Below are 12,821 nucleotides of genomic sequence, written 5' to 3'. Positions count from 1 at the left end.
ATTGAAAAGGCTGCGAGGCGAAGGTTCATTCCTGCCCCCATGCACGAATGCGGTGCGGGCCGGACCCTGTCCTCGCAGCTCCGATTAATTTCTAACGCTTTGGGTCAGCGCGCGTTCTTCTCGATGGCGCTCATCAGCGATTCTTTGGAGTGCTTCTTGCAGTAAGCATGAATCTTGTCGTAGTTGCGCTTGACATAGCGCGAGTCGACGACGCTGAGATTCTTCGTGGCGCTGAAATAGCCGCTCATCCAGGAACCAATGAAAGCCTTGGTTTCCGGATCATATTCGGAAAACTGCTTGCAGGTGATTTCCGACATTTCGATCATGACCTGCGCCGACGCCGGCGCCGTCATGGCGAGGGCGACAATGGCGGCGTATGCGAGCTTGAGTTTCATCGATCTTCCCCCATCGTTCCTGTATTACTTTTTGTCGATCGCGCGCTGCAGGCCCGCCATGACAGACTCGGATTGATGCGATCCGCACCACTCCCTCACGCTTGCGACATTCTTCTGGAACAGGCCAAGATCGATGAAGGTGCGGCCGCTCTTCTGGGCGTACCAGCCGCTCATCCAGGCGGCAAAATCTGCGGCGTCGTCGGCCGGCATGGCAAGAAGCTCGCCGCAGGTGACGCGGGTCATATCGACCTTCACCTGCGCATGAGACAATGAAGGCGCGAACGCCGCCGCCATGGCCAAAGCGAATATCAGTCGTTTCATTCGTCTCTCCTTCTACATTCAGTAGGGTCTCAGAATGTCTTATGTACACATCAAACGTGAGACTTTATTTTCATTCGAAGGTTAAAGCGCAGAGTCAAGAGGCCGCGGCGCGTCGTCGCCTTGAAACGGGCGACAATGCACCGCGAAATGAGCGATTGTCGCGCAGATGCGGGTTCACATCCGATTGTCGGGCGCATATGGCATAGTTCAAGATGGCCCTGCGGCGCTTTCCGCGTCCATCCAGTTTTCCAAGCGCACGCTTTTGCGCGCCGCGCGAATGGACGGCTCTTCCGATTCCCGATCGAAAGGAATGCGTGAGACGCCCCGCCCGGCGAAGGATGCTATCAATGGCGATAATAGCGCCACTATAACTTTCTCGTCCATGACGGGCGCTTTTTTTGAAAATCCGGATAATGAAACCATGTCGAGCATAGCCGTCCTGAATGCAGGCTCATCGAGCATCAAATTCGCCGTCTTTCAATCGGCGGCCGAGCCGCTTCTGTTGCTGAAGGGGCAGATCGAAGGGATTGGCGCGACGCCCCGCGCAAAACTGTCGGATGCGAAGGGCAATGTCGTTCTTCAGGAAGAGCTTCCCCGGGAGGGCTTCGATCACGCAGCCGCAACGCAAACGATGATGCGGATCGGCGCCCGATGGCTCGACGGCAAGGACATTGTAGCGGCGGGACACCGCGTCGTTCACGGTGGCGCCGAATATTCCGCGCCGCTGCTGCTAACGGATCAAATCATCGACAGGCTTGCCGCCTTCGTTCCGCTGGCGCCTCTGCACCAGCCGCATAATCTTGCGGTCATCAGGGCGATCCGGTCCGCTTATCCGCAGCTGCCGCAGACGGCCTGTTTCGACACCGCCTTCCATCGAAGCCAGCCGCCGATCGCGCAGACTTTCGCCATTCCAAGAAAATTTTCGGACGACGGCCTTCGACGTTACGGCTTCCACGGCATTTCATACGAATATGTCGCGGGCCGCCTTCGCGCCGTCGCGCCGGCGGTCGCGGAAGGCCGCGTCGTCATCGCGCATCTCGGCAATGGCGCGAGCCTTTGCGCCGTGAGGAATGGCCGAAGCGTCGCAAGCACGATGGGCTTTACCGCCGCGGACGGGCTCATGATGGGCACGCGCTGCGGTTCGATCGATCCGGGCGTTCTCGTCCATCTGATGGATCAATACGGTTTCGGCGCGCGCGAACTCGAGGATTTCATCTATCGCAGATCCGGACTTCTCGGCGTCTCGGGCATTTCCTCCGACATGCGGACGCTGCGCGCGTCCCGAGACCCGGCCGCGAAGGAAGCGATCGCGCTTTTCATTTATCGTATCGTGCGCGAGATCGGCTCTATGGCGGCGGCGCTCGGCGGACTCGACGCATTGGTCTTCACGGCCGGGATCGGAGAAAATGACGCGGCGACGCGCGCCGAGGTCGCGGCCGGATGCGGCTGGCTCGGGTTGACGCTGGACGACCCTGCGAACCAGCGAGGCGAGACGCTGATAAGCGCGCCGCAATCGCGTGTCGGCGCATTCGTGATCCCGACGAACGAGGAGCTCGAAATCGCGAAGCGCACGGCGGAGATAATACGCGGCGCGCCCGCGACGTGATTTCTCAATACTCCCATTCGACGCCGACGCCGGCGGAGGTCTGGCCATCGACGCGGGTTTCGCTCTGCACGCGCACGCCTTTCGTCACGTCCACGCCGACATTGACCGACGTCTGCTCCGGCTTCGATCCTGTTCTGACGCCAACACTGACGCCGTCCATGATGTAGCGCGAGGCGCCGACCGTCGGACCATTGGCGCCGCCAGCATCGATGTCGAGAGAATCGACGCCCAGCGCCTTGCGCATTTTTTCGAAAGCGTCGACGCCGGTGGCCGCCCCTGAATATTGCGCCAGCGCGGCTGCGAGCTGCACCGCCTGGAAGGGCGTCAACGAACCCGAGGCCTTCGCAAACAGCAGGCGCGACAGCACCTCGTCCTGCGGCATTTCCGGCGAGGAAGAGAAAGTGAAAGTCGGCGAGCCTGCGGGACCGGTGATTCCGATTTTCGCCGTTATGTCGGCGGCTCTCGTCTCAGCCATGAAATCGAGCTCCGGCCGGAATCCGCCGGTGAAAGTGAGCTTGCCGCGCGTGATGTCGATACGCTGTGTGAGCAGTTGCAGCCTCCCGCGCCGCAGATCGAAACCACCCAGCACGGTGGGCTTCTGGAGCGTGCCCGTGAGTTTCGCCTCGCCGCCGAACTCCGCATCGAGCCCCCGTCCCCTCACGAAGACGCGGTCCGGCGCGGAGACGGAGAGGTCGACCGCCACGTCGAAATTGGAGCGGCGGGCGGCCTTTTCTTTCTCCTTGCGCGCAAGCGCGAGCATCTGCGCGGCGAAGCCCCTGGCGTCGATGTGTGTCGATCCGGGCAGCGGCTTCAGATTTGCGGGGAGGCGATCGGGAACGTTCACCTCCATCGTGTCGAGCTTGATGCGCCCGGCGACCTTCGGAGCCCGCGCCAGGGCGCCGCTGATCGTGAGATCGAGATCGCCCGTGGAGGATACGATGTCGGTGCTGGCGAGCTGCGCATTCTGCGCGAAAACATGAAGCGAACCGGGCATGCCGGACCCCGGCGCGACCGACACGCGGCCGGCGAGAGCGATCTGTCCGCCGTTTTTCGTTTGCGCCGTGACGCCCGGAATCGCGAGATCATGGCCGCGCCCCTCGATCCGTCCCGCGATCCTCGTCAGGCTGACGCCATTCAGCGGGTCGTTGAAGGCGCCGTCGGCGATGGCGATCGAACCGCCGACGATCGGACTGGCGGCGGGGCCTGTGAGGCGCAGATCCACAGTCGCCTTGCCGGCGGCGGTCTGGCCGTTTGCGGCGAGCATCGTATTTGCGAGCGCGGCGTCGAGCGCACCCTTCACCGTGAGGTCGAGCGCCCCTGCGCCGAGCGGCGCGGAGCCCGTCACCTTGAGGCGGCTCGCCGCGCCGACAGTGATATCAGCGGCCAGCGTCGTTCTGGAATTGGCGAGCCGGCCGCTCGCCGAGACATCGAGCGCCGGAAGGCCGTTCGAGCGCAATTGCGGCGCCGTCGCCTTTGTGACCCTCACGCGCCAGTCGCCGGCGGGCGCGGCCCTTGCGCCCGTGATCCGCGCTTCGGCGTCGAGATTCCCGTCGAGCCCAAGGGAGGGATCGACGATCGAGGCGACGGAGAGCGGAACGGCTCGCGCTCTCGCGGTGAGGTCGAGCCGGTCGCCGACCGTTCCGCTCACATCGAGACGGCCCGCGCCGAGCGCGACGGCGACGCCTTGCAAATCGAGCGCGCCGCGGTGAAAAGTGACGACGGCGGGGGCCGTGAGAGCGATCTTCCTTCCCGCGCGCTGCGCCGAGAACTGGGAAATATCGAGCCGCGTGCGCTCGCCGGGCGTGAGCGTTCCGCGACCCGTAATATTGAAGCCGCGCGCGTCGAGCGTGAGATCGAGCGCAGCCGCGCCGGCGCCTGCGGGGCTCGCGAGAAGTCGGGCCTTTCCAATCGTCTCCGCGCCGACGCGGGCGTTGTCGAGGCTTACCTCGCCGTCGAGGAGCGGGCGGCGGTAAAGATCGCGCGCCGAGAATTTCGCGGTGAGCCGCTCGATCGAAGCGGCCTGCGCCCGGACGCCCGCGCCCTGCGCGTCGACCGAAATATCCTGCCCGCCGCCGGCAGCGTCGAGCGTGATATTGGCGTTCACGCGGCCGGCGAGTTTTTGCAGGGCGAAGGCGGAAAAATCGTCGAGGTCCGGCGCTGCGACCGCGAGACGGCCGCGGGCGAGGCCGGCGCCGTCGAGAACGAGCGCGCCTTTTGCGGTCGCGTTCCCCACCGCAAGGTCGAGATCGTCGATCTTCCATCCCTCCCCGGCGCGCGCGGCGAGGACGCGCCCGCGCGCCGGCTTTCCGTCAATGACGCCGTCGAGTCTGGCGAGCGCCGACAGATCGCCCAGGACGTCATGCGCCTCGCCCTGCAACGTCAGTTTCGGGATGGGCCGGCCATTGGCGGCGGCGTCCCGAAGCGTCGCCGTCAGCATGACGTCGGGCTTTGCGAGCGACCCTGACAGCGCCGCCGCCACATCGGCGCGGCCGCTGAGCGGCAGGCCGGTCGGGCGCAGATCCGGCAGATCGATCTTCGCGTCGATCGCGGCCTTCTCCCGGGTCGCCTCGCCCTGGACGACCGCGGAGACATGATCGCCGCGCAGGGCAAGCTTGTCGAAGGAGACGCCGCCGTCGGGAAGCGTCGCGAGCTTGCCGGAAAGCGACAGGCGGCGGCCCAGCAATCCGTCGAGCGCCGCCACGCCGACGCCCGGCCCCGAAATGGCGCCGTTCAGCGTCGCCGCGATGCGGCCTTCCTGCGGCGCGCCCTCGAGGTCGGCGGCGAGCGTCAGGGCGCCGCGCAGGTCGCGTCCGGCGAGCCCAGCAAAGCGGCGCAGCTCCGGCGCCGAGACATGCGCCTTGCCGTCGAGCGCATGGGGCCCCGCGCGACCGGTGAAACTCGCCTCGCCCGCGCCCGTTTCGATTTTGGCGACGCCGATTTCCGCGTCGCCCGCGCCGCTCGCGCGGGCGCGCAGCGTGAGGCCGAATTTGTCGCCCACCGCCTCGGAGAGCGCGGCGTCGGCGAAGGCGAGGCCGTCGCCCTGGGCGTCCGCCTCGATATCCAGCCGCGCGGCGGCGTCGGCGAGATCGCCATCGGCGACCGCCCTGGCGACGATGTCGAATTTGCCGACGCGGCCGATGGGGCCGTCTGCGTCCTCGATCTGAAGGCGCAGCCGTGCGGCGGGGCGGGTCAGCGCGCCCGAGATATTGGCTTCGCCCTCGAATTTTCTTGCGCTGAACCGGGAGCCCGCCCCGGCCTCGGCGCCGTGAAGGGCGGCGGCGCCCTCGATCCCGCCGTCGGCCGCGAGCCGGCCTGCGGCGTCGAGCCTGAAGGCGGAAGCGCTCAACGCCAGCCGATCCAGCGCGATGGCGCCGTCGTCGCCCAGATGCGCAACGCCTTCAACTTTCGTCGCATCGGCGAAAAGCGCGGCGACTTCCTTGGGCAGCATTTCCGCCAATCGCGCGGAGAGGCCGAGGTCGACGCGTCTCGCCGCGCCGTCGCGAACGACTTTCACGCCGCCTTCGGCGCTGATCGCCTCCCCCGCGCGAGCGACGAGTTTCGCGTCGAAGGCGTCGAGCGTCCCATCGCCATCGAGGGCGATCTCGACCGGCGGCAGGCCAGGAAGCCTCGCAAGCCGCGCGATCAGGCCGCCCTCCGGCTCCGACGCGGCGGCTCGGACCTGGAGCTTCCCGTCGGCCGGCGAAAAGTCGGCGCTGGCGGCGATCGTTCCAGGAGCGTCGAGCCGCCGGGCCACGAGCTTCGCGCGCGCCGCGTGACGGGCGCCGCCGATTTCCGCAGAGCCGTCGACGGCGAGCGTCGCCGCCATGTCGAGCACGGGCTTGTCGAGATCGACCCGGCCGATGGAAAACTCTCCGAGCCTGACCCTGATCGGAAGATCGGGACGCCATGAACCGCTCGCCTGCTCCCGCTTCTTTTGCGTCTCCGTGCCCGGCGCCGGCCGGCGCAGCACGTCGACCCGGCCGATGTCGATGCGGTCCACGTCTAGCTTCAGCGCCAGCAGCGCCAAAGGCGACCATTTCGCCGAAACCCGGTCGATCCTGAGCCAGACGCCGTCGCGATCCGAGAGCGTGACGTCGCGCGCCGTCGGGCTGGACGAGGCGACGCCGTCGACGCCGCCGATCTCGACCGTCATGTCTGGAGAGGAGACGGCGCGCGAAATCATTCCCGCGAGCGTCGTCCCGCCCCTGTCGCTGTTGAGAAAGGTCACGGCGGCGCCAATCGCGCCGACGATGAGCAGGGCGGCGAGACCGGCGACGAGCCTGGAGCGGGAGAGGCGCAAACGCATCAGAAGGATTCCCCGATGCCGATGAAGAGAGCGATGCGGCTGTCGACCGGCCGCGGATTGAGCGGCGTGGCGACATCGACGCGGATCGGGCCTATCGCGGTGTAGTAACGCAGGCCCAGCCCCGCTGCGGCGCGCAGGGTCGAACCGAAATCGGGCCATGGCGACGAGAAAGCGGCGCCGATGTCGAAGAAGGGCACGACGCCGATGTTCTGCGTCACCCTGAGGCGCGCCTCCAGCGAGGCCTCGAAGAGGCTGCGCCCGCCGGTAGGGAAATCGAAGCCGTTATACGGGCTGATGGACTTGTAGCGATAGCCGCGCACCGAACCTCCGCCGCCGGCGAAGAAGCGATGGCTCGCGGGGATATTCTCGATGCTCGCCCCGACGATCGACCCGACGGCGACGCGGCCGGCGATGATGCGCCAGGCGTCTTCGTCCAGCGCGTAATAGGCGGAGGCCTGTCCCTTCGACTCCACCATGCCGACGCCATGCGGCAGCGCATTCACATTGGGCGTGACGCGGCCGACGACGCGAACGCCGCGCGTCGGCGCCAGCGCATTGTCGGTGCTGTCGTAGTTGCCGGAGAGGGGGAAACCGAGAAGCGAATAATCGTGCAGCCCCCAGGCGTCGAAAAACTGCCCGCCCTCGACCTCGATTCCGCCCTGGATCGACGCCGTGTCGCTGAAGCGGTGGCGGATGGCGCCAGTGAAATTGCCATAGGACGCCCAGTAATAGACCGTCCGCTCGCGCACGGCGGACGCGTCCAGCAGCAGATCGTTGCGCGTGCCCCAAAGGGCGGGCTTGAGGAAGCCGACATGGGCGAGGCCGACGAGATTGCTGGCCTCGATATGCGGAAAGGCGAGAAAGGCCGAGGAATTGTTGTAATAGGCGAGGCCGCCTTCCAGATCGACGCGCAGGCGCTCGCCGCCGCCGAAGAGATTTCGATCCATCCAATAGGCGCGCAGCGCCGGCCCGTTGATATTGGAGAACATCGCGGCGGCGCCGATCACATGGCGCTTGCGCTCGCTGGTTTCGACGAGGATCGGCAGATTGCCGTTCTTGTCCAGACGATCGCCGTCCGAAACCTTGACCCCGCCCAGCGCCTCGATCCGCGCGACGGACCTGCGCGTGTCGGCGAGCTTCTTCGGACTGTAGGGTTCGCCCTCCTCGAGATAGATGAAGGATCGGATGACGTCGGGATCGACGCCGGATGATCCGGAGAGCTGAACCTCGCCGATCCCGGCGCGCGGCCCCGGATCGATGGTGACCGCCACGTCCATCGCGTGCTCCCGGTGCAGGATGACCGGGCGCGAGGAGACGACCTTGGCGAGCGGATAGGATTTGTCGCGCAGCTGATCCACCCACTCGGCCTCGCGGGCGCGCACCGCGGCGGCGCGGGCGGGTTCGTCGGGCTCGACTCCGAGCGCCTTGCGCGAGAAGAGGGTGGGATCGATAGGCGCATTCGTCCGCGCGTCGTAAACAACGACGTGGCGAAGCTTGAAGACCGGACCCGGATCGATCTCGAAGTGCACGGGGACGAGCGCCGCATTACGGTAGCGCTCGGCCGCCGCGGCTGCTGCTTCGACGCCATGGCCCTCGGGCGAAACCGCGACGCCCGCGACGCTCGCGCGGACGGTGGCGTTGAAATAGCCGTTCGCCCAGAGCGCGTCGGTCAGGCGCGGATAATCCGCGACCACGCGGCGGGCGAGCCCGACGCCGGCGTCGGGCGACTCCAGCCGCAAGCGCCAGCTGTTCGACGCGTCTTTCAGATTCTGATCGAGCGCCCCGTCGCCGTCGAGGCCGGCGAATGAGACCTCGTAGGCTACCGTCTCCGGATTCGGCGTCGCCTTTTCCGGTTCGCCGAACAGCCCGAAGAAGTCGAAGGCGCGCGAGGGTTCGCTCCCGCCAAAAACAAAAATGGCGCAGACAGCCGCAACGAACGAAAGGCGGTCCGGCTTCACGGCAATCCTTCTTGAAATCCGAGCCGGAACCATAAGCCGAAACGCAAATCCGGTCCATGTCGGCATATTCGGGCGGGTCGCGATGGTTAAAAATCTGGACGAATTGTTCGGATCGACTCATATGACGACAGAAGGTCCATGTCGCGGAGGACCCGTCCGGAGCCGCCGCTTTTCGAGGCGCCCGACAGGGGCGACGCCCGAATTACCGTGATCGGCGCGTCCCTCGGCAAAACAGGACTTGTGTCTTCCGTACGGCAATGGTCTAGCTATGACGATTCTGGAAACACGCATGCTGGGCGCTTTGGTCGAATTCCCGTAAAATCGACGCAGGCGAAGATGCGAGGAAAGTGATTTGGGCGTTGCGTCATTTTTCGAAGCCTATTCGCAGTGTGATGCGCGCCCACCCGGCCTTGGCTTCCGACCGCATGTGAAGATCGGCGTCGGGCGAAATCGCCGCCTTTCGCGATTCAGAATCCCGAAACCATGAAAATGACCAATGCGCCGTCGCGGCGAGTCCAGCAAACCGCCGCCGCCCTGAAACGCTGGCTCCCTGCGGGCGGGCAGTGGCCGAGTCCAGTTACATGGCAGGGTCTTGCGCTGGCCGTATGTCTGCCCGCCGCGGCCGGATTGATGGAGTGGATGCTGTGGCCGTGGATTTCCCCCAGCATCTGGATTTTCGTCTATCCGGCCGTTTTCCTCGCCTCGCGCTGGACCGGCTTCTGGGGTGGGATCGTGAGCACGATCCTCGGCGCGGCGATGGTGTGGTTCATCTTTATTCCATTGCAGGCCAGCGCGATGAGCCTGGAGTTCATCCCCCCCTGGTCGACGCTCAGCTTCGTGGCAATGGGCTATCTTTTCAGCGACACCCATGAGCGTCTGCGCCGCAAGCATGTGCGCATTGAAAGCCGCTTCGAGGCGATTTTCGATCAGGCGGCGGTCGGCATCGGCCTCGTAGGGCTCGACGGCAGATTCTTCCTCGTCAATCGCAAGCTTTGCGAGATGCTCGGCTACAGCGCCGACGAATTACAGGCGATGAGCTTCCAGCAGATCACGGAGCCTGAAGATCTGACCGAAAGTCTCTCGCACCGCCAGCGGCTCATCGATGGCGAAATACAGATAAACGGATTTGAAAAAAGGTACATTCGCGCCGATGGGGAGGCTTTCTGGGTCAATATCACGCTTTCGCTCGGCAGAAAGCCGAATGGCGAACCCGATTATATCATCGCCATCGTCGAGAATATCGAGAAGCGCAAGAAGATCGAAGCCGAGCTGAGAAACAAGACGGCCGCGCTCGACGAAGCGCAAAGGGTGAGCGACTTCGGAACCTGGTGGTGGGATTTCCGCACCGGCGCCGGCTATTATTCAGACGCGGTCTACGAGATTTATGGACGTGACCCCACGCTCGGCCCCGCCGGCTTTCAGGAGACGCAAAAATATTTCACGCCCGAAAGCTGGTCCCGACTCGTCGCGGAACGCGCGAAATGCATGGCGGGCGGGACGCGATGGGAATGCGACCTCGAGCTGGCGCGGGCGGACGGCGGGCCAAGATGGGTCACGATGCGCGCGGAGATGGAGCGAGATTCGACCGGCGCGGTTGTCAGATCCTACGGTTCGGTTCAGGACATTACGAAACGCAAGAAAGCGGAACTCGCGCTTATTGAAAGCGAAGAGAGGATGCAGCTTTTCATCGAACACGCGCCAGCCGCCCTGGCAATGTTTGACCGCGAGATGCGTTATCTCTCCGCAAGCCATCGCTGGATGGATGATTATGCGCTCGACGAGCGCGATATCATCGGGCGCTCGCATTACGATCTCTTCCCCGAAATCCCCGAACGCTGGAAGGAAGTCCACCGCAGGGCTCAGGCGGGAGAGGTCGTCCGGGCGAACGAGGACAAATTCGTCCGCAAGGACGGCAGCATCCAATGGCTGCGCTGGGAGGCGCGTCCATGGCGTAATGCCAGCGGCGCCGTTGGCGGCATCGTTATCTTTGCCGAGGACATCAGCGGCATTGTCAATGCGAGAAACGAAATCCTGCGCGCGAACGCCGAGCTGGAGGCGCGCGTCGCCGCCCGCACAGCGGAGCTGGACGAAGCGCGCCAGAAAGCCGAATTGAACAACGAGCGCCTTCGCATGGCGGTTGCCGCGGGCGCCATCGGCACATTGGACATCGACCTCTTGCATGACACAGTCGTGGTCGACGACAACTGGCGCGAGCTGTATGGATTTGCGCCCGACAGTCCTGTCACGACGGCTCTGATCGACCGCTGCATCTTTCCAGACGATATGCCCATGGTGGCCGAGGCGAGACGCAAGGCTTTCGATCCGAGAGACGGAGGCAGTTATCGCGCGCAATACCGTATTCGCCGCCCGGACAGCGGCGCCGAACGATGGATCAGCTCGCACGCACAGGTCCATTTCGACGACGACCGGCCCGTCCGCGTCGTCGGCGTCGCTCGTGATATAACCGTTGAGCGTCGTCTCGAGCTTTCGCTACATGAGAAAGCGCAACTCGCCGAGCAGATCAAGGCGAGCGAGGCGAGGCTGCGCGCAGTGATCGACGGCGCGGGCGACGCGATCATCACGATCGACGACACCGGCGTCATTCAGTCGATCAATGCCGCCGGCGTCCGCATGTTCGGCTATGAGCGGGACGAAATCATCGGCCGCAAGGTTCAATTACTGACAAACGAACCAATCCGGAGCTCGCACGACGGCTATATTCAGAATTATCTGCGAACCGGCGTCGCCAAGATCATCGGCGTCAGCAGGGAGGTCGAAGGACGACGCAAGGACGGGACGCTGTTTCCCGCCGAACTCGCCATTTCCGAGGCCAAATTCGATAAGACGCGTCTGTTCGTGGGCTTCATGCGCGATCTCTCCGCCCAACGCGAGGCCGAAGCGAATATCGAGCGGTTGCGCACGGAGCGCGCGACGGCGATCGGCGGAATCGCGGTCGCGCTGGCGCATGAGATCAACCAGCCGTTTCTGGCGAGCGTCGCCTATCTCAACACGGCGCGGCAACTATTGGGAAAGCAGACGCCGCAACATTTCCCCGCGATCGAGGAAACGCTGGACCTCGCCGCAAATCAGATCATGCGGGCGGGGCAGATCATCAACCACCTGCGCGAATTCGCCTCCAGCGGCGAGCCGGACAAGACCTTCCAGCATCTCCACGAACTGATCCGCAACGTCGGCAGTCTCACAGAGGATAGTCTGAAACAGGCGGACGTCGAACTGACCCTGCGACTGAATGCGGAACCGGATCGCGTGCTCGTGGACAAGGTGCAGATCAAGCAGGTCCTTCACAACCTCATCCGGAACGCCAAGCAGGCGATGAGCAATTCGACGACGCGGAAATTGACCATTGCAACCGAATCGATAGAGGATGACATGATACGCATCGATATTATCGACACGGGCTGCGGGCTCACTCAGGAAACCATGGCCAGATTGTTCGAGCCATTTGTCACGACAAAGGATTACGGCATGGGTGTTGGTCTGTCGATCTCGCGCTCGATCATCGAAGCGCATTATGGAAAATTATGGGCTGAACCAAACCCCGACGGCGGCGCCATATTCAGTTTCACATTGCCATCGGCGACGAACGGAGCGGCCGATGCGTAACAAGGAGACGATATTCATCGTCGATGACGACGCGGACGTCCGTCACGCGCTGAAACTGTTATTGACAAGCCTCGGGCATGTCGTCCGAACCTATTCGTCAGCCAGGGATTTCCTCGCCGAGGTTGGCCCCGAGGATTGCAGCTGTCTTCTCACCGACATCCGCATGCCGGGAATGAGCGGCGTCGACCTTCTGATGAAAATGAAGGAGTCGGCGATCAAGATTCCCGTCGTCGTCATGACGGCCTACGCCGATGTGCCGCTCGCGATTCAGGTCATGAAGGAAGGGGCAATCGATCTCATTCAAAAACCGTTCACCGATGCGACCTTGCTGACGGTCGTGAACAGCGCCCTCGCTCATGAAAATGATCAGGGCGCGCGCGAAGCGGAGGTCAAGGCGATACAGGAGAGGCTTACGACCCTCACCCCGAGAGAGCGCGACGTTCTGAACGGCTTGCTCGCCGGGCGCTCGAACAAGATCATCGCGCATAATCTCGGCATAGGGGTGAGAACGGTCGAGACCCATCGCGGAACGATCATGGAGAAAATGCAAGCGGAAAGCTTCGCGGACCTCGTGCGCATGTCCCTCATCGGGCAATTCGATCGACGGTGAG

General features: G+C 64.1%; 8 protein-coding genes. 3 read left to right on the top strand and 5 right to left on the bottom strand.

Features of this window, described 5'->3' with window-relative positions; all coding sequences use genetic code 11:
* Positions 1-104: 104 nt before the first annotated feature.
* The 3 genes from MET49242_RS18255 to MET49242_RS25220 form a co-directional block, all read right to left on the bottom strand.
* Positions 105-395: an HdeA/HdeB family chaperone gene (locus tag MET49242_RS18255; protein ID WP_036285090.1), complete on the bottom strand. Its 291-nt coding sequence runs from the start codon at positions 393-395 to the stop codon at positions 105-107.
* Between the two features lie 24 nt (positions 396-419).
* Positions 420-716 (bottom strand): HdeA/HdeB family chaperone, encoded by a 297-nt coding sequence (locus MET49242_RS18250; RefSeq protein ID WP_036285089.1) that lies wholly within the window; start codon positions 714-716, stop codon positions 420-422.
* 207 nt (positions 717-923) lie between these two features.
* Positions 924-1,148, bottom strand: a complete 225-nt coding sequence (locus MET49242_RS25220) for a hypothetical protein (RefSeq protein ID WP_144259684.1) — start codon at positions 1,146-1,148, stop codon at positions 924-926.
* On the opposite strand from MET49242_RS25220, the gene MET49242_RS18245 reads away from it, so the two are divergent.
* Complete coding sequence (locus MET49242_RS18245; protein WP_036288656.1) at positions 1,138-2,322, top strand: acetate/propionate family kinase; 1,185 nt, start codon at positions 1,138-1,140, stop codon at positions 2,320-2,322. The genes MET49242_RS25220 and MET49242_RS18245 overlap by 11 nt on opposite strands.
* 4 nt (positions 2,323-2,326) lie before the next feature.
* Here the strand turns inward: MET49242_RS18245 and MET49242_RS18240 are convergent, their stop codons facing one another.
* Positions 2,327-6,628: a translocation/assembly module TamB domain-containing protein gene (locus MET49242_RS18240; protein ID WP_036285087.1), complete on the bottom strand. Its 4,302-nt coding sequence runs from the start codon at positions 6,626-6,628 to the stop codon at positions 2,327-2,329.
* Entirely contained in the window at positions 6,628-8,586 is a 1,959-nt protein-coding gene (locus MET49242_RS18235; protein ID WP_036285084.1) for an autotransporter assembly complex family protein, read from the bottom strand. The genes MET49242_RS18240 and MET49242_RS18235 overlap by 1 nt, the downstream gene beginning before the upstream one ends.
* Positions 8,587-9,075: 489 nt before the next feature.
* Here MET49242_RS18235 and MET49242_RS23525 point away from each other — a divergent pair, with 489 nt between their 5' ends.
* Together MET49242_RS23525 and MET49242_RS18225 are read left to right on the top strand one after the other, a co-directional pair.
* Complete coding sequence (locus MET49242_RS23525; RefSeq protein WP_158497320.1) at positions 9,076-12,210, top strand: PAS domain S-box protein; 3,135 nt, start codon at positions 9,076-9,078, stop codon at positions 12,208-12,210.
* Positions 12,203-12,820 carry a response regulator transcription factor gene (locus tag MET49242_RS18225; protein WP_036285082.1) on the top strand — a complete coding sequence of 206 codons (618 nt, stop codon included), beginning with the start codon at positions 12,203-12,205 and terminating at the stop codon, positions 12,818-12,820. The genes MET49242_RS23525 and MET49242_RS18225 overlap by 8 nt, the downstream gene beginning before the upstream one ends.
* Position 12,821 lies beyond the last annotated feature (1 nt).

It is taken from the genome of Methylocystis sp. ATCC 49242 (genome assembly GCF_000188155.2).
GTDB lineage: Bacteria > Pseudomonadota > Alphaproteobacteria > Rhizobiales > Beijerinckiaceae > Methylocystis.
Note: the sequence above shows the minus strand (reverse complement) of the source record. Positions and strands in the feature narration are given on the sequence as shown.

Bases quoted from the DNA above. Each gene is read 5' to 3' on its own strand.
- MET49242_RS18255 (WP_036285090.1), bottom strand. From the start codon at position 395: ATGAAACTCAAGCTCGCATACGCCGCCATTGTCGCCCTCGCCATGACG.
- MET49242_RS18250 (WP_036285089.1), bottom strand. From the start codon at position 716: ATGAAACGACTGATATTCGCTTTGGCCATGGCGGCGGCGTTCGCGCCT.
- MET49242_RS18245 (WP_036288656.1), top strand. From the start codon at position 1,138: ATGTCGAGCATAGCCGTCCTGAATGCAGGCTCATCGAGCATCAAATTC.
- MET49242_RS25220 (WP_144259684.1), bottom strand. From the start codon at position 1,148: ATGCTCGACATGGTTTCATTATCCGGATTTTCAAAAAAAGCGCCCGTC.
- MET49242_RS18240 (WP_036285087.1), bottom strand. From the start codon at position 6,628: ATGCGTTTGCGCCTCTCCCGCTCCAGGCTCGTCGCCGGTCTCGCCGCC.
- MET49242_RS23525 (WP_158497320.1), top strand. From the start codon at position 9,076: ATGACCAATGCGCCGTCGCGGCGAGTCCAGCAAACCGCCGCCGCCCTG.
- MET49242_RS18225 (WP_036285082.1), top strand. From the start codon at position 12,203: ATGCGTAACAAGGAGACGATATTCATCGTCGATGACGACGCGGACGTC.